The following is a 21,137-nucleotide window of genomic DNA, read 5'->3' on the forward strand; positions in this document are numbered from 1 at the left end:
GCGTCCCGGGGCGGCGGGCCGGGCGCGCGGGGTCGCTACAATCGCCGGTTTGCCGAATCGCCTGAATCGCCTACGGGGCTGCTCCAGCGGCAGCCCAACCCAGAATCGCGCGGGTGGCGAAATTGGTAGACGCACCAGGTTTAGGTCCTGACGCCTTCACGGGCGTGCCGGTTCGAGTCCGGCCCCGCGCACCACCCTGTCCTTCAACTGTTCCCGAGTCCATCATGGCCGTCACCGTCGAAACCCTCGAAAAGCTGGAACGCCGCATCACCCTGCACGTGGCGGCCGCTGACATCAACAGCGAAGTCGAAGCCCGCCTGAAGAAGCTGGCCCGCACCGTCAAGGCCGACGGCTTCCGCCCCGGCAAGGTGCCGATGAACGTCGTCGCGCAGCGCTACGGCTACTCGGTGCAGTACGAGGTCGTCAACGACAAGCTCGGCCAGGCCTTCAACGACGCCGCCAACGAAGCCCAGCTGCGCGTCGCCGGCATGCCCCGCATCGAGCAGAAGAACGAGGCCCCCGAGGGCCAGATGGCCTTCGACGCGACCTTCGAGGTCTACCCCGAGGTCAAGATCGGCGACCTGGCCGCGGCGGAAGTCGAGCGCGTCGCCAGCGACGTGACCGAGGAAGCCATCGACAAGACCGTCGAGATCCTGCGCAAGCAGCGCCGCAGCTTCGCGCAGCGCGCCGCCGCCGACGTGGCCCAGGCCGGTGACCGCGTCACCATCGACTTCGAAGGCAAGATCGACGGCGAGCCCTTCCAGGGCGGCAAGGCCGAGGGCTTCCAGTTCCTGATCGGCGAAGGCCAGATGCTGGAGCAGTTCGACGCTGCCGTGCGCGGCATGAAGGCCGGCGAGAGCAAGACCTTCCCGCTGCAGTTCCCGGAGGACTACCACGGCAAGGACGTGGCCGGCAAGGAGGCCGACTTCCTGGTCACCGTCAAGAAGATCGAGGCCCAGCACCTGCCCGAAGTGAACGAGGCCTTCGCCAAGTCGCTGGGCATCAAGGACGCGACGGTCGAGGCGCTGCGCGCCGACATCAAGAAGAACCTCGAGCGCGAGGTGAAGTTCCGCGTGCTGGCCCGCAACAAGGGCGCCGTGATGGACGCGCTGGTCTCGGTGTCCGAGCTGGACGTGCCCAACGCGCTGGTGCAGGGCGAGGCCGAGCGCATGGTCGCCGCCGCCCGCGAGGACCTGAAGAAGCGCGGCGTCAAGGATGCCGACAAGGCCGAGATCCCCACCGACATCTTCAAGCCCCAGGCCGAGCGCCGCGTGCGCCTGGGCCTGGTCGTCGCCGAGCTGGTGCGCGCCAACAACCTGCAGGCCAAGCCGGCCCAGCTGCAGGCGCACATCGAGGAGCTGTCGCAGAGCTACGAGAAGCCCGCCGAAGTGATGCGCTGGTACCTGAGCGACCGCGAGCGCATGGCCGGGGTGGAGGCCGTCGTCGTCGAGAACAACGTCACGGACTTCGTGCTGGCCACCGCCAAGGTGACCGACAAGGCCCTGCCGTTCGACGAGCTGATGGCCGCCGCCGGCAACTGAGCGCCCTTGGCCTGACGAAGGCGCCGCGCCGCGAGGCCGGCGCTTTTTTACTTGCGTGGCCATAATCCGCCCCCACAACCGGACGTATTGATTTCCAAGGATCTGAATGAGCGCGCTTGAAACCAGCAACCTGGGCATGGTGCCCATGGTCATCGAACAGTCGGGGCGCGGCGAGCGCGCCTACGACATCTACTCGCGCCTGCTGCGCGAGCGCATCATCTTCCTGGTCGGCCCCGTCAACGACGCGGTGGCCAACCTCGTCGTCGCGCAGCTGCTGTTCCTGGAAAGCGAGAACCCCGACAAGGAGATCTCGCTCTACATCAACAGCCCCGGCGGCAGCGTCTCGGCCGGCATGTCCATCTACGACACCATGCAGTTCATCAAGCCCGAGGTCTCGACGCTGTGCATGGGCATGGCGGCCAGCATGGGCGCCTTCCTGCTGGCGGCCGGCGCCAAGGGCAAGCGCTTCTCGCTGCCCAACGCCAAGGTCATGATCCACCAGCCGCTGGGCGGCGCGCAGGGCCAGGCGACGGACATCGAAATCCATGCGCGTGAAATCCTGCGGACGCGCGAGGCCTTGAACCGCATCCTGGCCGAGCGCACCGGCCAGACGCTGGAGAAAATCCAGTCGGACACCGAGCGCGACTACTTCATGTCCGCCGCCGAGGCCCAGGGCTACGGCCTGATCGACCAGGTGCTGGAGCACCGGCCCTGAGCCGGTCGCTGAACTATCATCATCCGAGGCATTCCGCCCCTTCTTCCCGAGCAGTTCCATGGCCGACAAAAAAGGCACCTCCAGCGAAAAAGTTCTGTACTGCTCGTTCTGCGGCAAGAGTCAACACGAGGTCAAGAAGCTGATCGCGGGCCCGTCGGTGTTCATCTGCGACGAGTGCATCGAGCTGTGCAACGACATCGTCCGTGACGAGGTGCCGGCGCCGGCGCCGGCCGCGCGCTCGGCCAAGTCCGACCTGCCCACGCCCAGCGAAATCAAGTCCAGCCTGGACCAGTACGTGATCGGCCAGGACGTCGCCAAGCGCACGCTGTCGGTCGCCGTCTACAACCACTACAAGCGCCTGCGCCACATGGCGGCGACCAAGGACTCGGTCGAGCTGTCCAAGAGCAACATCCTGCTGATCGGCCCGACCGGCTCCGGCAAGACGCTGCTGGCGCAGACGCTGGCGCGGCTGCTGAACGTGCCCTTCGTGATCGCCGACGCGACGACGCTGACCGAGGCCGGCTACGTCGGCGAGGACGTCGAGAACATCATCCAGAAGCTGCTTCAGAACTGCAATTACGACGTCGAGCGGGCGCAGCGCGGCATCGTCTACATCGACGAGATCGACAAGATCAGCCGCAAGGCCGACAACCCGTCCATCACGCGCGACGTGTCCGGCGAAGGCGTGCAGCAGGCGCTGCTGAAGCTCGTCGAAGGCACGATGGCCAGCGTGCCCCCGCAGGGCGGCCGCAAGCACCCGAACCAGGACTTCCTGCAGATCGACACGACCAACATCCTGTTCATCTGCGGCGGCGCCTTCGACGGGCTGGAGAAGGTCATCCAGAACCGCAGCGAGAAGTCCGGCATCGGCTTCGGTGCGACCGTGAAGAGCAAGAGTGAGAAGCGCGTCGGCGAGCTGTTCCGCGAGGTCGAGCCCGAGGACATCATCAAGTTCGGCCTGATCCCCGAGCTGGTGGGCCGCCTGCCGGTCGTTGCCACGCTGGGCGAGCTGACCGAGGACGCGCTGATCCAGATCCTCACCGAACCCAAGAACGCGCTCGTCAAGCAGTACCAGCAGCTGTTCGAGATGGACGGTGTCGAGCTGGAGATCCGCAAGCCGGCGCTCGCGGCCATCGCCCGCAAGGCGCTGGCGCGCAAGACCGGCGCGCGCGGCCTGCGCTCCATCATGGAGCAGTCGCTGATCGACACCATGTTCGACCTGCCCACGCTCGACGGCGTGGAGAAGGTCGTGCTGGACGAGCACAACATCGAGGACGCGTCGGCGCGCCCCTTGCTGGTTTACCGCGAGCAGGCCAAGGCCAGCGCTTGACGGCGTTTCCGGCTCACCTTGCATTCGCACCCTCAGGCCGCACATCGGCCTGAGAAAGAGAGGTCTTCATGTCCGGACATCCCATCCTTCCCGCCGACCCGATCACGCTGCCGCTGCTGCCGCTGCGTGACGTGGTCGTGTTCCCGCACATGGTCATCCCGCTGTTCGTCGGGCGCCCCAAGTCCATCAAGGCGCTGGAAGCCGCGATGGAAGCCGGCCGCCAGATCATGTTGGTCGCGCAGAAGGCCGCCGGCAAGGACGAGCCCAAGGCCGAGGACATGTTCGAGGTCGGCTGCGTCTCCAGCATCCTGCAGATGCTGAAGCTGCCCGACGGCACCGTGAAGGTGCTCGTCGAGGGCCTGCAGCGCGCCACCACGCAGTCCATCACCGAGCCCGGCGAGCACTTCGTCGCCGAAGTCACGCCCATCCCGCCCGAGGCCGAGCATGCGCCCGAGGTCGAGGCGCTGCGCCGCGCGGTGACGCAGCAGTTCGACCAGTACGTCAAGCTCAACAAGAAGATCCCGCCCGAAATCCTGACCTCCATCGGCGGCATCGACGACCCGGGTCGCCTGGGCGACACCATCGCCGCCCACCTGCCGCTCAAGCTCGACGCCAAGCAGGCCGTGCTGGACCTGGCCGACGTCGCCAAGCGCCTGGAGAAGCTGCTCGCCCTGCTGGAGCACGAGGTCGACATCCTGCAGGTGGAAAAGCGCATCCGCGGCCGCGTCAAGCGCCAGATGGAGAAGAGCCAGCGCGAGTACTACCTGAACGAGCAGGTCAAGGCCATCCAGAAGGAACTCGGCGACGGCGAGGACGGCGCCGACATGGAGGAGCTGGAAAAGAAGATCCTCGCCGCCAAGATGCCCAAGGAGGCGCGCAAGAAGGCCGATGCCGAGCTGAAGAAGCTCAAGCTGATGTCGCCGATGTCCGCCGAGGCGACCGTGGTGCGCAACTACATCGACACCCTGGTCAACCTGCCCTGGAGCAAGAAGACCAAGATCAAGCACGACCTGAAGAACGCCGAGGACGTGCTCAACGAAGACCACTACGGCCTGGAGAAGGTCAAGGACCGCATCCTCGAATACCTCGCGGTGCAGCAGCGCGTGGACAAGGTCAAGGCGCCCATCCTGTGCCTGGTCGGCCCGCCGGGCGTCGGCAAGACCTCGCTGGGCCAGAGCGTGGCGCGCGCCACCGGCCGCAAGTTCATCCGCATGGCGCTGGGCGGCGTGCGCGACGAGGCCGAGATCCGTGGCCACCGCCGCACCTACATCGGCTCCATGCCGGGCAAGGTGCTGCAGTCGCTGACCAAGGTCGGCACGCGCAACCCGCTGTTCCTGCTCGACGAGATCGACAAGCTGGGCATGGACTTCCGCGGCGACCCGTCCTCGGCGCTGCTGGAGGTGCTCGACCCCGAGCAGAACCACACTTTCGGTGACCATTACGTCGAGGTCGATTTCGACCTCTCCGACGTGATGTTCGTCGCCACGTCCAACTCGATGAACATCCCGCCGGCGCTGCTGGACCGGATGGAGGTCATCCGCCTGTCGGGCTACACCGAGGACGAGAAGGTCAACATCGCGCAGACCTACCTGCTGCCCAAGCAGCGCAAGAACAACGGCGTGCTGGACGAGGAGCTGGAAGTCACCGAGTCCGCGATCCGCGGCGTGATCCGCTACTACACGCGGGAAGCCGGCGTGCGCTCGCTGGAACGCGAGATGTCCAAGATTTGCCGCAAGGTCGTCAAGGGCATCCAGCTCAAGGCCTATGAGGGCAAGGTCGTCGTCACGGAAGACAACCTCCACGACTTCCTCGGCGTGCGCAAGTACGACTTCGGCCGCGCCGAGAAGAAGAACCAGGTCGGCCAGGTCGTCGGCCTCGCATGGACCGAGGTGGGCGGCGACCTGCTGACCATCGAGGCGACCGCGATGCCGGGCAAGGGCAACATCATCCGCACCGGCTCGCTGGGCGACGTGATGAAGGAGTCCGTCGAGGCCGCGCGCACCGTCGTGCGCTCGCGTGCCCGCCGCCTGGGCATCAAGGACGAGGTGTTCGAGAAGCGCGACGTGCACGTCCACGTGCCCGATGGCGCGACGCCCAAGGACGGCCCCAGCGCCGGCGCGGCGATGACCACGGCCTTCGTGTCCGCGCTGACCGGCATCCCGGTGCGCGCCGACGTGGCGATGACCGGCGAGATCACGCTGCGCGGCGAGGTCACCGCCATCGGCGGCCTGAAGGAGAAGCTGCTCGCGGCCCACCGCGGCGGCATCAAGACCGTGATGATCCCGGAGGAGAACGTCAAGGACCTGCAGGACATCCCCGAGAACGTGAAGAACCAGCTGGAGATCGTGCCGGTGCGCTGGATCGAGCGCGTGCTGGAGGTGGCGCTGGAGGCCGTGCCAACGCCGCTGCCCGACGAGGACGTGGCCGTCGCGCCGGCCAAGCCGGACGAGGGCGCGGCCGCGAGCACGGCCGTGCCGCATTGAGTGCGCGGCCGGCTTGCCAGCCGGCCAAAAGTTGGATTACAATGCCAGCTTCGCTAGACCGGCAACGGGATGGCGAAACAAAGCGGGATTAGCTCAGTTGGTAGAGCGATACCTTGCCAAGGTATAGGTCGAGAGTTCGAGCCTCTTATCCCGCTCCAGATGTTCCAGAAAAGGGAAGCCCCGGCTTCCCTTTTGCATCAAGGCCGCACCAACGGCCTTGATTTGGGTTTACGGCGGCGCGATAGCAAAGCGGTTATGCCCCGGATTGCAAATCCGGTCAGTCCGGTTCGACTCCGGATCGCGCCTCCAAAAACGCATTCATGCGGGTGTAGCTCAGTTGGTAGAGCGCAACCTTGCCAAGGTTGAGGTCACGAGTTCGAGCCTCGTTACCCGCTCCAGAAAATCGGTCGCACCGATGCCCAGCCGCAAGGCGGGGCGAAATGCGCGGGTGTAGCTCAGTTGGTAGAGCGCGACCTTGCCAAGGTCGAGGTCACGAGTTCGAGCCTCGTTACCCGCTCCAGTGATTCGACACGCAGGCCCCGTTCTGGGGCCTGCCGCGCGAGGGAAGCAGCAAGGGGCGGAAGCCCCTTCTCTCGTTCCGGCGCCATTCCCCTTTTGTTCATCATGCGCATCCCGGCGTGGCCGCCGGGATGGCTTCGGCCTGCCTGGCGTGTTCGCGGCCGATGGCCGCCAGCCCGCCCAGCGCGAAGTGGTACAGGTGGTCCACGATGGTCTGCGGAGACATCCGGAAGACTTCCTGCGCGGGGCCGGGGAAGTTGCGCCCGCCGACCATCAGCATCAGGCCGGGGGCGGCCACGCTGAGCAGGCAGCGGGTCAGCGCCGGGTCGTCCTCGGCAATGGCCGTGATCTCGCCCAGCACGCGCTTGGCGATCGCCATCTTCGGCTGCGCCTCGTCTTGGATGAGCGTCTGCAGGTGCGAGGTCGGCGCCAGCACCTCGCGGGCCAGCATGCGCAAATGCCAGGACTGCGGCTCCTGCGTCGCGCGCGCCACCAGCTGCTCGATCAGCAGGCGCAGCTTAGCCGTCGGCGGCAGCCCGCTGTCGGCGACCTGCCGCAGGTCGTCGACGTCCACCAGCCGGCGGTGCGCCTCGGCCAGCACGGCCTGGTACAGGCCGCCGCGGTTGCCGAAGTGGTAGTTGATGGACGCCAGGTCCACCCCGGCCCGGGCGGCGATGGCCTTGTTGGTGGTTTCGGCGTAGCCGGTGCCGGCGAACAGCTCACCCGCGGCTTCCAGGATCCGGGTGCGGGTGGCTTCACCGTCCGCGCGCAGCCCGCGGGGGGACCTGTTCATCGTGTCACTCTCTCCAGGGCAGGTTTCCTGGCTTGCATTCTCTTTGAGGCTAAATTTAAAATCAATTTAGTATTAACGCGTGCCGCAAGCCCGTCCGACGATGAGCCCGAACCCTCCTGCCCCGGCCGTCCCTCCCGCTTCGGCCGTCGACGGGGCCGCCGTGCCGGGCTGGCGCCGCTGGATGGGGAGCCCGTCCGGCCTCGCGGCCGCGACGGCCGGGCATGCCGCCGATGCGTGGCAGCGCGCGTTGCTGCATGCCGACAGCCCTGCCACAGTTGCTCGGGCAGGGGCCCGCGGACGAGCTGCGCGGTGCGCCGCGGGTGATCGCTGCGATGGTCGGCCTCGGCGAGGCGCTGCCGCCCACGGAGGCCGGCCGCCTGGACGAGATGTGGGCCCGCTTCGACGCGGCCGCCGACGATGCCCGGGCCCGCCCCTCCCGCCACCCTCCCTCCGGAACCCCCCATGACGACGACCGACCCTTCCCCGAGCCCCGCGCCGCGCCCGCCGGGCCGCAGCTTCGACGACATCTCGGTGGGCGAGCAGGAGAGCGTCGAGCGCTTGCTGACGCCCGAGAACCTGCAGCTGTTCGCCGCGCTGGCGGGGAGCGGCGCGTCCGTGGACGCCGGCATCGCCGGCCGCGCCTTCGCCGGGGCCGGCGCCTGGGTGGGCGGGCTGGTCGCCGCCGCCATCGGCGACTGCCTGCCCGGCGTCGCGCTGGCCTGCCGTGGCCAGCGCCTGCGCTTTCCGGCGCCGGTCCGCGCCGGGGACCGGCTGCGGGTGACGGTGGCCGTCGCCGAGCGCCGCGCCGCCGAGGGCAGCCTGCTGCTGCGCTGCAGCTGCGTCAACGAGGCGGGCGAGACGGTCATTGACGGCGAGGTCGAGGTGGCGCCCGCCGACGTGCCCGGCGCCGATGCGCTGCCGGAGCCCGGCATCCACATCGGCCCCGACGGCGACCGGCGGCGCCTGATGGCCCGGGCCGGCGCGCTGGCACCCATCCGGGTCGCGGTGGTCCACCCCTGCGACGAGGCCAGCCTGTCGGCCGCGCTGGACGCGCGCCGGGCCGGGCTGATCGAGCCGGTGCTGGTGGCGCCCCGCGCCAAGCTCGACGCGGTGGCCGCGCAATGCGGGCTGGACCTGGCCGGCATCGAGGTCATCGACGCCGCGCACAGCCACGCGGCGGCCGACCGGGCCGTCGCGCTGGCCGGCCAGGGCGAGGTCGAGGCGCTGATGAAGGGCAGCCTGCACACGGACGAGCTGATGTCGGCCGTGCTCGCGCCGGCCAGCCGGCTGCGCACCAAGCGCCGCATCAGCCATTGCTTCGTGCTGCAGGCGCCCGGCTACCCGCGGCCCGTCATCGTCACCGACGCGGCGATCAACCTCGCGCCGGACCTGGCGCAGAAGGCCGACATCGTGCGCAACGCGATCGAGCTGGCCCAGGTCATCGGCGTGCCCGAACCCAAGGTCGCCATCCTGGCGGCGGTGGAGACCGTCAACCCGGCGATGCCCGCGACGCTGGACGCTGCGGCGCTGTGCAAGATGGCCGACCGCGGCCAGATCACCGGCGGCCGGCTGGACGGCCCGCTGGCCTTCGACAACGCGATCTCCCTCGCGGCGGCGCGCACCAAGGGCATCGTCTCGCCCGTCGCCGGGCAGGCCGACATCCTGCTCGTCCCGGACCTGGAGAGCGGCAACATGCTGGCCAAGCAGCTCATCTACCTCGGCCAGGCCGCCAGCGCCGGCATCGTCATGGGCGCGCGGGTGCCGGTGATCCTGACCAGCCGCGCCGACAGCCGGCAGGCGCGCATCGCCTCGTGCGCGCTGGCGCTGCTGCTGGCGCACCACTACCGGCAGGCGGCGCCATGACGCCCGGCCGGCCCGCCGCGCCGCCGCGGCCCCGATCCCCCGTTCCTCCTTCCCGCTGACCGCCATGGCCCTCCCCCTGAAGAACAAGCTGGTTCCCACCCTCGTCGCCGCCGCGCTGGCCGTGGCGGGCGGCCTTGCCTGGCAGCGCTTCCACGCCGACGCGGACGACGGCGCCTTCCTCGCCGGCAACGGCCGCATCGAGGCCACCGAGGTGGATATCGCCACCCGGCTGGCCGGCCGCGTCGGCGAGATCCGGGTCGAGGAGGGCGCCTTCGTCAAGGCCGGGCAGGTGCTGGCCACCATGCAGGTGCAGACGCTGGAGGCGCAGCTCCGCGAGGGCCGGGCGCAGCGCCAGCAGGCGGTCCATGCGGTGGCCACCGCGCAGGCGCAGGTGGCGATGCGCCAGAGCGACAAGGCGGCACTGCTGGCCCAGGTGCGCCGGGCCGAGGCCGAGCTGAACGCGGCGCGGCGCCGGCAGGCGCGCTCCGAGATGCTGGTGAAGGAAGGGGCCACCTCCACGCAGACGCTGGACGACGACCGCGCCCGCACCGAGAGCGCCGAGGCCGCCGTCGCCGCGGCGCAGGCGCAGGCCGCCTCGGCGGACGCCGCCATCGCGGCGGCGCGGGCGCAGGTGGTCAGCGTGCAGTCGCAGGTCGAGGCGGTCGATGCGACGCTGCAGCGTGTCCAGGCCGAGATCGACGACAGCCAGCTCAAGGCGCCGCGCGACGGCCGCGTGCAGTTCCGCGTCGCCCAGCCCGGCGAGGTGCTGGGCGCGGGCGGCCGGGTGATGAATCTGATCGACGTGTCGGACGTCTACATGACCTTCTTCCTGCCCACCGAGGCGGCCGGCCGGCTGGCGCTGGGCTCGGAGGTGCGCATCGTGCTGGACGCCGCGCCGGACTTCGTGATCCCGGCCAGGGTCTCGTTCATCGCCAGCGCCGCGCAGTTCACGCCCAAGACGGTGGAGACCGCCAGCGAGCGCCAGAAGCTGATGTTCCGTGTGCGCGCGCAGATCGACCGCGGGCTGCTGCGCGAGCACCTGCAGTACGTCAAGACCGGCCTGCCGGGCGAGGCCTGGGTGCGGCTGGACCCGGCGCGGCCCTGGCCGGCCCGGCTGGCCTTGAAGGCGCGCCGATGACGGCGCCGGCCGTCGTGCGCCTGGAGCAGGTGCGGCTGCGCTACGGCAAGGTGCAGGCGCTGGCCGGCATCACGCTCGAGATCCCGGCGGGCCGCATGGTCGGCCTGATCGGGCCGGACGGCGTGGGCAAGTCCAGCCTGCTGTCGCTGGTGGCGGGCGCGCGCGCGGTGCAGGAGGGGCGCGTGCAGGTGCTGGGCGGCGACATGGCCGGCCGGCGCCACCGTGACGCGGTCTGCCCGCGCATCGCCTACATGCCGCAGGGCCTGGGCAAGAACCTGTACCCGACGCTGTCCGTCGAGGAGAACCTGCAGTTCTTCGCGCGCCTGTTCGGCCACGACGCGGCCGAGCGGCGGCGCCGCATCGACGAGCTCACCGAGGCCACGGGGCTGCGCGCCTTCCTGGCCCGCCCCGCCGGCAAGCTCTCCGGCGGCATGAAGCAGAAGCTGGGTCTGTGCTGCGCGCTGATCCACGACCCCGACCTGCTGATCCTGGACGAGCCGACGACCGGCGTGGACCCGCTGGCGCGCGCGCAGTTCTGGGACCTGATCGCGCGCATCCGCCAGGGCCGGCCGGGCATGAGCGTGATCGTCGCCACCGCCTACATGGACGAGGCCCAGCGCTTCGACGGGCTGGTCGCCATGGACGACGGCCAGGTGCTCGCCACCGGCACGCCGCAGGAGCTGCTCGCGCGCACCGGCGCCGGCTCGCTGGAGGCGGCCTTCATCGCGCTGCTGCCCGAGGCGAAGAAGCGCGGCCACGCGGCGGTGGCGATCCCGCCGCTGCAGGCGCCGGAGGACGACATCGCCATCGAGGCGCAGGGCCTGACGATGCGCTTCGGCGATTTCGTCGCGGTGGACCAGGTGTCCTTCCGCATCCGGCGCGGCGAGATCTTCGGCTTCCTCGGCTCCAACGGCTGCGGCAAGAGCACGACGATGAAGATGCTCACCGGCCTGCTCGAAGCCAGCGAGGGCCGGGCCTGGCTGTTCGGCCACGAGGTCAATGCCAAGGACATCGCCACGCGCCGCCGCGTCGGCTACATGTCGCAGGCCTTCTCGCTGTACGCCGAGCTGACGGTGCGGCAGAACCTGGTGCTGCACGCGCGCCTGTTCCAGGTGCCCGAAGGCGAGATCCCCGCGCGCGTGGCCGAGATGGTCCAGCGCTTCGGCCTGGCCGAGGTGCAGGACATGCTGCCCGGCCGCATGCCGCTGGGCATGCGCCAGCGCCTGTCGCTGGCCGTGGCGATGGTGCACCGGCCCGAGCTGCTGATCCTGGACGAGCCGACCTCGGGCGTGGACCCGGTCGCCCGCGACGCCTTCTGGCGGCTGCTGGTGGCGCTGTCGCGCCGCGACCGGGTGACCATCTTCATCTCCACCCACTTCATGAACGAGGCCGAGCGCTGCGACCGCATGTCGATGATGCATGCCGGCCGGGTGCTCGACAGCGACACGCCCGCGAAGCTGGTCGACAAGCGCGGCGCGCGGACGCTGGAGGAAGCCTTCATCGGCTACCTGGTGGAGGCCGGCGGCGGCGCGCCGCCGGCCGAGGCGCCGCGCAGCCCCGCGGCGGCCGGGGCCGGGGCCCAGGCCCGCGCCCGGCCCGGCCGCTTCAGCCTGCAGCGCCTGCTCGCCTACCTGTGGCGCGAGGCGCTGGAGCTGCAGCGCGACCCGGTGCGCGCGACGCTGGCGCTGGCCGGCTCGGCGCTGCTGATGTTCGTCATGGGCTTCGGCATCAGCATGGACGTCAACGACCTGCGGTACGCGGTGCTCGACCGCGACCGGTCCACGCTGAGCGAGAGCTACGCGCTGAGCCTGGCCGGCTCGCGCTATTTCGTGGAGCGCCCGCCGATCGCCGACGACGCCGACCTGGACCGGCGCATGACCCGCGGCGAGCTGAACCTGGCGCTGGAGATCCCGCCCGGCTTCGGCCGCGACCTGATGCGCGGCCGCGAAGTGGCCATCGGCGCGTGGATCGACGGCTCGATGCCGCAGCGCGCCGAGACCGTCAAGGGCTATGTGCAGGGCATCCACCAGCACTGGCTGGCCGAGCAGGCCGCCGCGCGCGGCGCCGCGCCGCTGGCCGGGCCGGCCGGCATCGAGACGCGCTTCCGCTACAACCCCGACGTCAAGAGTCTGCCGGCGATGGTGCCCGCCGTCGTGCCCATGCTGCTGCTGATGCTGCCGGCGATGCTGACGGCGCTGGCCGTCGTGCGCGAGAAGGAGACCGGCGCCATCATCAACCTCTACGTCACGCCGGTCACGCGCACCGAGTTCCTGCTCGGCAAGCAACTGCCCTACGTGGCGCTCGCGCTGCTGAACTTCGGGCTGATGACGCTGCTGGCGGTAACCGTCTTCGGCGTGCCGGTCAAGGGCAGCTTCGCGACGCTGGCGCTGGCCGCGCTGGTCTTCAGCTTCTGCGCCACCGGCCTCGGGCTGCTCGCGTCCAGCGTCACCAAGAGCCAGATCGCGGCGATGTTCTTCGCGATGATCGGCACGATGCTGCCGGCCGTGCAGTTCTCCGGGGTGACCGACCCGGTCTCCTCGCTGCAGGGCGGCGCGCGGCTGCTGGGCGAGATCTACCCGGCCACGCACATGATCGACATCAGCCGCGGCGTGTTCAACAAGGCGCTGCGGTTCGGCGACCTGGCGCCGTCGCTGCTGCCCATGCTGGCCGCGGTCCCGCTCATCCTCGGCGCCGCGATCGCGCTGCTGCGCAAACAGGAGCGCTGACCGGTGCGCCGTTTCATCGCCAACACCTGGCGCCTGGGCGTCAAGGAACTCTGGAGCCTGTGGCGCGACCCGATGATGCTGGTGCTGATCGCCTACGTGTTCACGCTGGGCGTGTACACGGCCGCCACGGCCATGCCCGAGACCCTGCACAACGCGCCCATCGCCATCGTCGACGAGGACCGCTCGCCGCTGTCGCAGCGCATCGCCTCGGCGCTGTACCCGCCGCAGTTCAGCGCGCCGCAGCTGATCGACTGGCCGCAGATGGACCCCGGCATGGACGCGGGCCGCTACACCTTCGTCATGGTCATCCCGCGCCACTTCCAGCGCGACGTGCTGGCCGGCCGCGCGCCGCAGATCCAGCTCAACGTGGACGCCACGCGCATGAGCCAGGCCTTCGTCGGCAGCGGCTACCTGCAGCAGATCGTGGCCGGCGAGATCGGCGAGTTCGCGCAGCGCCACCGCGCCAGCGCCGTGCCGCCGGTGGACCTGGCGCTGCGCGCGCGCTTCAACCCGGCGCTGCAGCCGGCCTGGTTCGGCAGCCTGGTGCAAGTCATCAACCACATCACCATGCTGTCCATCATCCTGACCGGCGCCGCGCTGATCCGCGAGCGGGAGCACGGCACCCTCGAGCACCTGCTGGTCATGCCGGTCACGCCGGCGGAGATCATGCTGGCCAAGGTCTGGTCCATGGGCGCCGTGGTGCTGCTGGCGGCCTGGCTGTCGATCACCTTCGTCGTGCAGGGCGCGCTGCGGGTGCCGGTGGCCGGCTCGCTGCCGCTGTTCTTCGCGGGCGCGGCGCTGTGCCTGTTCGCCACCACGTCGATGGGCATCTTCCTGGCGACGCTGGCGCGCAACATGCCGCAGTTCGGCATGCTGATGATGCTGACCATCATGCCGCTGCAGATGCTTTCCGGCGGCAGCACGCCGCGCGAGAGCATGCCCGGGCCGGTGCAGGACCTCATGCTGGCGGCGCCCACCACGCACTTCGTGCAGCTGGGCCAGGCCATCCTGTTCCGCGGCGCCGGGCTGGACGTGGTGTGGCCGCAGTTCGCCGCGCTGGCGCTGATCGGCACCGTGCTGTTCGCGCTGTCGCTGCGGCGCTTCCGCACCGCCATCGGCCGGATGGCCTGAGCGTTTGGAAAGGCCCCATGAACCACACCTCCCACCACCCTGCCGGCGAGTGCCTCGTCCTCGTGCTGAACTGCGGCTCGTCCAGCATCAAGTTCGCGGTGTTCGACGCCGCCGCCGAGCCGCTGCCGCGCACGCCGCTGTGGAACGGCAAGGTCCAGGGCATCGGCGGGCCGGCGCCCGACTTCGGCGAGACCGGCGTGGCGCCGCACGGCATCCCGCTCGACGCCGCCCACCCCTACCGCAGCGCGCTCGCGCAGATCCGGGCGAGCGTGGCCCGGCGCCTGGGCGGGCGGCCGCTGGGCGCCGTCGCGCACCGGGTGGTGCACGGCGGCAGCCAGTACTTCGAGCCGGCGCGCGTCGACGCGCAGGTGCTCGCCGACCTGAAGCGCTACATCCCGCTGGCGCCGCTGCACCAGCCCTTCGCGCTGGAGGCCATGGAGATCCTGCTGGCGGAACACCCGGAGCTGCCGCAGGTCGCCTGCTTCGACACCGGCTTCCACCACACGGCCGATCCGGTCGAGCAACTGCTGCCGCTGCCCTACGACGCCTGGCGGCGCGGCCTGCGGCGCTACGGCTTCCACGGCCTGTCCTACGAGTTCATGGCGACCGCGCTGGCCGAGCGCCACGGCGACGCGGCGCGGGGGCGCACCCTCGTCGCCCACCTGGGCAGCGGCGCCAGCCTGTGCGCGATGCGCGGCCTCGAAAGCGTGGCGACGACGATGGGCTTCTCCGCGCTGGACGGCCTGATGATGGGCACGCGCACCGGCGCGCTCGACCCCGGCGCGCTGCTCTACCTGATGGAGATCGAGAAGCTGTCGCTGGCGGAGGTGGCCGACCTCCTCTACCACCGCTCCGGGCTGCTGGGCGTCTCCGGCCTCTCGTCCGAGCCGCGCGTGATCGTGCGGCACGAGGCCGACGCGGGCGAGGCCGGCGAGCGCGCGCGCCTGGCGCTGGCGCTGTACGTGCGCCGCATCGTGCGCGAGATCGGCGCGCTGGCGGCCGTGCTGGGCGGGCTGGACCTGTTGGTGTTCACCGCCGGCGTCGGCGAGCACAACGCCTTCGTGCGCGAGCGCGTCTGCCGCGACCTGGGCTTCCTGGGCGTGGACCTCGACGCGGACGCCAACGCCGCGGACGCCCCGCTGATCTCCTCGGCGGCCAGCCGCGTGCGGGTGGGCGTCGAGCCCACGAACGAGGAATGGGTGGCGGCTCGGCATGCGCGGCGCCTGCTGCGCCGCGCCGCTGGATAATCCGCCCGCAGCCCGGCATGCCGGGCGCGCCACGCCCGAGTGGTGAAACAGGTAGACACAAGGGACTTGAACAATTTGAGCCTTCGGGGGGAAACGCCCGAAGTGACGCCCGTCAAAGTCGGCGAACGCCCTGGGTGCCCCGGCACCCGAGCCAACGCCGAGCCAAGCCCGAGCGACGGCCCGGGAAGGTGTAGAGAGCAGACGGCGGGCACCTGCCGGCCGCAAGGCCATGGTGAAGGCGTGCTCCAGACCACGAACGCGCGGCGCGGGCCGCAGCGGCGGCGAAAGCCGAAGTGGCAAGAAAATCCCTCGCCGCAAGGCGTGCCGGTTCGATTCCGGCCTCGGGCACCAATCCGCAGCCGCCCCTGTCCACGCAGGGGCGGCTTTTCGTTGGCCGGGCCGCCGCGGCGCTATCGCGCCTGCGTGGCCAGGTGCCGCGCCAGCGCGTCGCGCGCGCGGCCGGCGGCGCCCGCGTCCACCTGGCCGGCCAGCAGGGCCGGGAGCTGGTGCAGCTGGCCGGCCGTCAGGCCCGCGTTCATGCCCATCCTCATGTGCGCCTGCAATTTCGGCTCGGCGCCGGGCAGCGCCGCCAGCATGCCCAGGGTGGCCAGCTCGCGGCTCTGCCAGTCGAGGTTGTCCCGCTCGAAGATGTCGCCGAACAGGTGGGTGCGCAGGTACTCGTTCGCGGCGGGCGCGAAGTCGAACAGCGGCCCCTCGACCGGCCCGCCGGCGAGCCGGGCCTGGTTGGCCGTGCCGGCGGCCAGCAGCGCCTCGCCCTGCGGCGCGGCGCGGCTGGGTTCGCGGCCGGGCGCGTCCTGGAGGCCGCGCTGCCGGCGCGCGGCCGGGCGCGTCCTGGAGGCCGCGCTGCCGGCGCGCGGCCAGCACCTGCATCAGTTCGCCCAGCGCGTTGAGGCTGCGCGGGAAGCCGGCGTAGGCATAGAGCTGCACCAGGACCTCGCGGGCGTCGCTGACGGTCATGCCGGCATCCAGCCCGCGGTCCAGCGCGGCGGGGAGCCTGGCCAGGTCGCCGGCGGCGGCGAGGGCGGCGATGGGCACGAGGGCCTGCTGGCGGGCGGTGAGGGTGTCGGACGCGCGGGGCGCGCTGCTGGGGGCGGGGGGCATCGGCGGGGTCTCCTGGGCGTGGGCGGGCGGGGGCAGCGCGGCGCCCATCCCCAGCGCCAGCGCGAGCGTGGCGGCGCCGAGGGGCTCAACGCGCGTGGTATTGCTCATCGGTGACTTTCTCCAGCCAGTCGACGTTCTTGCCGTCCACCGTGCCGGTCACGGCCAGGTGCGTCATCGCGGTGCCGGGCGCGGCGCCATGCCAGTGCTTGACGCCGGGCGGGCACCAGACCACGTCGCCGGGCCGGAGGACTTGCACCGGCCTGCCCCATTCCTGGGTCAGCCCCACGCCGGCCGTCACCACCAGGCGCTGCCCTGCCGGGTGCGTGTGCCAGGCGGAGCGCGCGCCGGGCTCGAAGGTGACCAGGCCGCCGGAGGCGTTGATGTGGGCGTCGGCGGGCCAGACCGGGTCGATGCGCACGCGGCCGGTGAAGAACCCGGCGGGGCCGGGCGCCGAGGGCTGTTCTCCGGCGCGCGTGATCTGCTGGGCGCCGGCGGCCCCGCCGGCCTGGGGCTCGGCGGCGGGCGCCAGGGTGGCGTTCAGGGCCATCGCGCAGGGGGCGAGTTTGAGGAGGGGGTTCATGGATGTCCTGGGCTGAGTCCGCCCGCGGAGGGCGCCGGGGCACTGTAGGGTGCGCTGCATTGGTGGGGAAGTACACAATATCGGCATACGGTGGTGAAGGATGGTCACCAATGGCGAAAGACAACCTCAACGACCTGCAGGCCTTCGTGGCCGTGGCCCGCGAGCGCAGCTTCACCCGCGCCGCGGCGCAACTGGGGCTGTCGCGCTCGGCGCTGAGCCATGCGATGCTGGCCCTGGAGGCCCGGCTCGGGGTGCGGCTGCTGGCGCGCACCACTCGCAGCGTGTCGACCACGGAGGCCGGGGCCCGGCTGCTGGACGCGGTGGCGCCCCGGCTCGACGAGATCGAGCAGGAACTGGGGTCGCTCAGCGCGCTGCGCGACAAGCCGGCCGGCATGGTGCGCATCACCGCGCACGACCATGCCATCTCCACCGTGCTGTGGCCCCGGCTGCTGCCGCTGCTGGCGGCCTACCCGGACGTCCAGGTCGAGTTCAGCGTGGACTATGCGTTCACCGACATCGCGGCGCACCGCTTCGATGCCGGCGTGCGCCTGGGCGACCGCGTGGACAAGGACATGGTCGCCGTGCGCATCGCGCCCGACCTGCGCATGGCCGTCGCGGCGGCGCCCGGCTACCTGGCGGGCCGGACGCCGCCCCGGACGCCCCACGACCTCACGGCGCACCGGTGCATCAACCTGAGGCTGCCCACGCAGGGCGGCCTGTATGCCTGGGACTTCGAGAAGCAGGGGCAGGCGGTCCATGTGCGCGTCGGCGGCCAGGCGACGTTCAACAACACCTTCCTGATGCTGCAGGCGGCGCTGGACGGCCTGGGCTTCACCTTCGTGCCGCTGGACATCCTGCAGCCGCATCTTGACGCCGGCCGGCTGGTGCCGGTGCTGGACGACTGGTGGCCGACCTTCCCCGGCTATCACCTGTACTACGCGAACCGCAGGCAGATCGCGCCGGCGCTGTCTCTGGTGGTCGAGGCGCTGCGCTGGCGGGCGGCGCGCTGAGCGCCCGGGCGGCCCCGCCTTGCTAGCGGCGCCGGCCCGCCTTGGGGGGTGGGGCGTCGCCGGGCTCCGCCAGCTGCATGCCCGACAGCACGCGCCGGGCGTTGGCGGCGCAGTCCATGTCCTGCGGCCGGGCTTCGATCTGCGCCATCAGCCCGGCCAGTTGGGCCTTGCTCTGCGCGAGCTGCGCCTGCAGCGCCTCGATGTCCCGCACCTTGCGGCGCAGCGTGTCGAGCAGGCTGCCGTGGTCCCACTGGGCGAGGTCGCCGGGCAGCAGCGTGCGCAGTTCGTCCAGGCTGAAGCCGGCGCGCTGGCCGGTCGCGATCAGCTTGAGCGCCAGCACCGCGTCGTCGGGGTAGCTGCGGTAGCCGTTGTCCTGGCGCGCGACCGCCTTGAGCAGGCCGATGCGTTCGTAGAAGCGGATGCGCGACGGTGCCAGGCCGGTGCGTTCCGCGAGTTCGCCGATTTTCATGAGCGAGGGGTTCCGGGTGGGGGGCGGTGGGCTTGACCTTGAAGGTTACTTCAAAGTTAATCTTTCGGGGGTAACTTCACGAAGGCGGACGCAATGCAGACGATCTTGGGAGCCAACGGCCAGATCGCGATGGAACTGGCGCGGGAGCTGCGGCGCAGCTATACGGACGAGGTGCGGCTGGTGAGCCGCAATCCGCGCAAGGTCAATGACACCGACAGCCTGGTGCCTGCCAATCTGCTCGAGGCGGGGCAGACCCTGGAGGCGGTCAAGGGCAGCAGCGTCGTCTATTTCACCGCCGGCCTGCCGCCGGACACGGAACTGTGGGAAGCGCAGTTCCCCACGATGCTGAAAAACGCCCTGGACGCCTGCCGCGCGGCGGGCGCGAGCTTCGCGTATTTCGACAACACCTACATGTATCCGCAGGATGCGCGGCTGCAGACGGAGGAAACGCCCTTCGAGCCGGTCGGCCGCAAGGGCAGGGTGCGCGCGGCCATGGCGTCCATGGTGCTCGAAGAGATGGCGCGCGGGGAGATCCCGGTGCTCGTCGGCCGGGCGCCCGAGTTCTATGGCCCGGGCAAGACGCAGAGCTTCACCAACGCGTTGGTCATCGAGAAACTCCAGGCCAGAGAGAAGCCGCGCGTGCCGGTGCGTGATGACACGCGGCGCACGCTGATCTGGACGCCCGACGCGAGCCGTGCGCTGGCGGCGCTGGGCAATGCGCCCGATGCGTTCGGCCAGACCTGGCATCTGCCGTGCTGCGATGACCGGCTGACGTACAGGGAATTCGTCACGATGGCCAGCGAGGTGTTCGGGCGGGAGCCTTCCTATTCAGTCGTTGGCAAGTGGACGCTGGCTGCTGCCGGGCTTGTCTCGAAGCAGGTGCGCGAGATCAGGGAACTGCTGCCCCGCTACGAGCAGGACAACCTTTTCGATTCCACGAAGTTCAAGCGCCGCTTCCCTAGGTTCGATGTGACCACCTACCGGGAGGGTTTGGAGCTGATCCGGCAGGAGGGCCGGATCAGCGCTTGATTAAAGGCGACGGCGCCCTGGTTTTTCCCAGTGTGAGCGAGACCGCCAGGTCGGCGAGCTTGCCGAAAGGCGCATGCAGCAGGCCGGGCAGGTTCCAGCGCCCCTGCACGAAGACGCCCTTGGCATGGCTCATCGCGCGGAAACCCTCGATACCGTGGTAGGCGCCCATGCCGCTGGGGCCGACGCCGCCAAAGGGCAGGTCGTCCTGCGCCACGTGCATCAGGGTGTTGTTGATGCCCACGTTGCCCGACGTGGTGCGCTCCAGCAGCCGGGCGCAGTCGCTGTCCTCGGCGCCGAAATAGTAGAGCGCGAGCGGGCGGGGCCGCGCGTTCACATAGGCGATGGCCTCGTCGATGGTGCGGTAGGTGCGCACCGGCAGGACGGGGCCGAAGATTTCCTCCTGCATGAGGGGGGCTTCGTCGCCCGCGTTGACGACGAGCGTCGGCACCAGGGTGCGCTCGTGCCCGGCCACGTGGGCGGGCTGTTCTCCCACCTCGATCACGCGGGCGCCGCTGCGGCGCGCGTCATCGACGAGCCCGCGCAGCCGGTCGTAGTGGCGGTCGCTGACGATGGTCGTGTAGTCGCGGCTGGCGGGGCCGTCCGGGTAGAAGCGCCGCACCGTGGCGGTGTACTGGTCGATGAAGGCGTCCAGGTCGTCCTCGTGCACCAGGGCGTAGTCCGGCGCCACGCAGGTCTGGCCAGCGTTGGACAGCTTGCCGTACACCAGGTTCCGCACGGTGCGGTCGTTGACGTGGCCTCGCGCCACGATGGCGGGGCTCTTGCCGCCCAGCTCCAGGGTCACGGGCACCAGGTTGTCGCTGGCGGCCCGCATCACCTTGCGGCCCACCTGCGTGCTGCCCGTGAACAGCAGGTGGTCGAACGGCAGCGCGCTGAACGCGGCGCCCACCTCGGGGCCGCCCAGCACCACGGCCACTTCCTCCTCGGGGAAGGCCTCGGCCAGCATGCGCCGCATCGCCTCGCTGGTGCGCGGGGTCAGCTCCGACGGCTTGAGCATCGCGCGGTTGCCCGCGGCCAGCGCGGTGGCCAGCGGCACCAGCGTGAGGGAGAGGGGATAGTTCCACGGCGACATCACGCCCACGACGCCCAGGGGCTGGTATTCCACGTATGCGCGAGCGGAGCGGTAGATGAAATGCACGTGGCGGCGCTCGCGCTTCATGAAGCGGCGCAAGCGGCTGGAGAGGTAATCGATGGCCTGGATGACACCGGCCAACTCCATGAGATCGGTCTCATGGCGCGAGCGGTTGCCGAAATCGGCGCTGACCGCATCCTTGAGCGCTTCGCGGTGCGCGAGTACGGCGGCACGCAGCCGGGCGAGCCGGGCCTGGCGCAATGGCAGGCCCGGCGGGCCGTCGTGGAGGAATGCGCTGCGCTGCCGGCCCAGCAGGTCGGCCATGGTGCGGGTGCTGTCTTCGTTCATGTG

General features: G+C 70.6%; 16 protein-coding genes, 5 tRNA genes and 1 pseudogene. 16 read left to right on the forward strand and 6 right to left on the reverse strand.

Going from position 1 to position 21,137, the window contains the following annotated elements:
- Positions 1 to 107: 107 nt before the first annotated feature.
- From QM788_RS11595 to QM788_RS11635, 9 genes are all read left to right on the forward strand, one after another.
- Positions 108 to 194, forward strand: a tRNA-Leu gene (locus QM788_RS11595).
- A 30-nt stretch (positions 195 to 224) separates the two neighbouring features.
- Entirely contained in the window at positions 225 to 1,541 is a 1,317-nt protein-coding gene (gene tig, locus QM788_RS11600) for a trigger factor (RefSeq protein WP_415661640.1), read from the forward strand.
- Between the two features lie 106 nt (positions 1,542 to 1,647).
- Positions 1,648 to 2,256 (forward strand): ATP-dependent Clp endopeptidase proteolytic subunit ClpP, encoded by a 609-nt coding sequence (gene clpP, locus QM788_RS11605; protein WP_415661641.1) that lies wholly within the window; start codon positions 1,648 to 1,650, stop codon positions 2,254 to 2,256.
- 58 nt (positions 2,257 to 2,314) lie between these two features.
- A complete protein-coding gene (gene clpX / locus QM788_RS11610) occupies positions 2,315 to 3,586 on the forward strand; it encodes an ATP-dependent Clp protease ATP-binding subunit ClpX (RefSeq protein WP_415661642.1) in 1,272 nt (423 codons plus the stop codon).
- Between the two features lie 68 nt (positions 3,587 to 3,654).
- Entirely contained in the window at positions 3,655 to 6,069 is a 2,415-nt protein-coding gene (gene lon / locus QM788_RS11615; protein WP_415661643.1) for an endopeptidase La, read from the forward strand.
- A gap of 82 nt (positions 6,070 to 6,151) precedes the next feature.
- Positions 6,152 to 6,227: transfer RNA gene (locus QM788_RS11620), tRNA-Gly, on the forward strand.
- Between the two features lie 77 nt (positions 6,228 to 6,304).
- Positions 6,305 to 6,378, forward strand: a tRNA-Cys gene (locus QM788_RS11625).
- Between the two features lie 13 nt (positions 6,379 to 6,391).
- A tRNA-Gly gene (locus QM788_RS11630) sits at positions 6,392 to 6,467 on the forward strand.
- Positions 6,468 to 6,513: 46 nt separating this feature from the next.
- A tRNA-Gly gene (locus QM788_RS11635) sits at positions 6,514 to 6,589 on the forward strand.
- 102 nt (positions 6,590 to 6,691) lie between these two features.
- Here QM788_RS11635 and QM788_RS11640 read toward each other — a convergent pair.
- Complete coding sequence (locus QM788_RS11640; protein ID WP_415661644.1) at positions 6,692 to 7,381, reverse strand: TetR/AcrR family transcriptional regulator; 690 nt, start codon at positions 7,379 to 7,381, stop codon at positions 6,692 to 6,694.
- A 462-nt stretch (positions 7,382 to 7,843) separates the two neighbouring features.
- Here QM788_RS11640 and QM788_RS11645 point away from each other — a divergent pair, with 462 nt between their 5' ends.
- From QM788_RS11645 to QM788_RS11665, 5 genes are all read left to right on the forward strand, one after another.
- The gene (locus QM788_RS11645) at positions 7,844 to 9,244 is read left to right on the forward strand and encodes a bifunctional enoyl-CoA hydratase/phosphate acetyltransferase (RefSeq protein ID WP_415661645.1); all 1,401 of its coding nucleotides are present in this window, start codon (positions 7,844 to 7,846) and stop codon (positions 9,242 to 9,244) included.
- Between the two features lie 64 nt (positions 9,245 to 9,308).
- Positions 9,309 to 10,382 carry an HlyD family secretion protein gene (locus QM788_RS11650; protein ID WP_415661646.1) on the forward strand — a complete coding sequence of 358 codons (1,074 nt, stop codon included), beginning with the start codon at positions 9,309 to 9,311 and terminating at the stop codon, positions 10,380 to 10,382.
- On the forward strand, positions 10,379 to 13,108 hold the full coding sequence (gene rbbA / locus QM788_RS11655) for a ribosome-associated ATPase/putative transporter RbbA (protein ID WP_415661647.1): 2,730 nt from the start codon (positions 10,379 to 10,381) through the stop codon (positions 13,106 to 13,108). Before QM788_RS11650 ends, rbbA begins: the two co-directional genes overlap by 4 nt.
- 3 nt (positions 13,109 to 13,111) lie before the next feature.
- Positions 13,112 to 14,239 carry an ABC transporter permease gene (locus tag QM788_RS11660; RefSeq protein WP_415661648.1) on the forward strand — a complete coding sequence of 376 codons (1,128 nt, stop codon included), beginning with the start codon at positions 13,112 to 13,114 and terminating at the stop codon, positions 14,237 to 14,239.
- A 17-nt stretch (positions 14,240 to 14,256) separates the two neighbouring features.
- Complete coding sequence (locus QM788_RS11665) at positions 14,257 to 15,486, forward strand: acetate/propionate family kinase (protein ID WP_415661649.1); 1,230 nt, start codon at positions 14,257 to 14,259, stop codon at positions 15,484 to 15,486.
- Between the two features lie 410 nt (positions 15,487 to 15,896).
- On the opposite strand, the gene QM788_RS11670 is transcribed toward QM788_RS11665, so the two are convergent.
- From QM788_RS11670 to QM788_RS11680, 3 genes and pseudogenes are all read right to left on the reverse strand, one after another.
- Positions 15,897 to 16,253 (reverse strand): carboxymuconolactone decarboxylase family protein, encoded by a 357-nt coding sequence (locus QM788_RS11670; RefSeq protein WP_415662980.1) that lies wholly within the window; start codon positions 16,251 to 16,253, stop codon positions 15,897 to 15,899.
- Positions 16,254 to 16,443: 190 nt separating this feature from the next.
- A pseudogene (locus tag QM788_RS11675) lies at positions 16,444 to 16,716 on the reverse strand (carboxymuconolactone decarboxylase); the annotation flags it as partial.
- Complete coding sequence (locus QM788_RS11680) at positions 16,694 to 17,188, reverse strand: cupin domain-containing protein (protein ID WP_415661650.1); 495 nt, start codon at positions 17,186 to 17,188, stop codon at positions 16,694 to 16,696. The pseudogene QM788_RS11675 and the gene QM788_RS11680, both read right to left, overlap by 23 nt.
- 110 nt (positions 17,189 to 17,298) lie before the next feature.
- On the opposite strand from QM788_RS11680, the gene QM788_RS11685 reads away from it, so the two are divergent.
- Complete coding sequence (locus tag QM788_RS11685) at positions 17,299 to 18,198, forward strand: LysR family transcriptional regulator (RefSeq protein WP_415661651.1); 900 nt, start codon at positions 17,299 to 17,301, stop codon at positions 18,196 to 18,198.
- Between the two features lie 22 nt (positions 18,199 to 18,220).
- Here the strand turns inward: QM788_RS11685 and QM788_RS11690 are convergent, their stop codons facing one another.
- Positions 18,221 to 18,667, reverse strand: coding sequence for a MerR family transcriptional regulator (locus tag QM788_RS11690; protein ID WP_415661652.1), 447 nt, complete (start codon positions 18,665 to 18,667; stop codon positions 18,221 to 18,223).
- A 93-nt stretch (positions 18,668 to 18,760) separates the two neighbouring features.
- Here QM788_RS11690 and QM788_RS11695 point away from each other — a divergent pair, with 93 nt between their 5' ends.
- Positions 18,761 to 19,696: an SDR family oxidoreductase gene (locus tag QM788_RS11695; RefSeq protein ID WP_415661653.1), complete on the forward strand. Its 936-nt coding sequence runs from the start codon at positions 18,761 to 18,763 to the stop codon at positions 19,694 to 19,696.
- On the opposite strand, the gene QM788_RS11700 is transcribed toward QM788_RS11695, so the two are convergent.
- The gene (locus QM788_RS11700; RefSeq protein ID WP_415661654.1) at positions 19,686 to 21,134 is read right to left on the reverse strand and encodes a coniferyl aldehyde dehydrogenase; all 1,449 of its coding nucleotides are present in this window, start codon (positions 21,132 to 21,134) and stop codon (positions 19,686 to 19,688) included. The two genes, QM788_RS11695 and QM788_RS11700, sit on opposite strands and share 11 nt — an antisense overlap.
- Between the last annotated feature and the right edge of the window lie 3 nt (positions 21,135 to 21,137).

The organism is Roseateles sp. (genome assembly GCF_047654785.1).
Classification (GTDB): Bacteria; Pseudomonadota; Gammaproteobacteria; order Burkholderiales; family Burkholderiaceae_C; genus Pelomonas.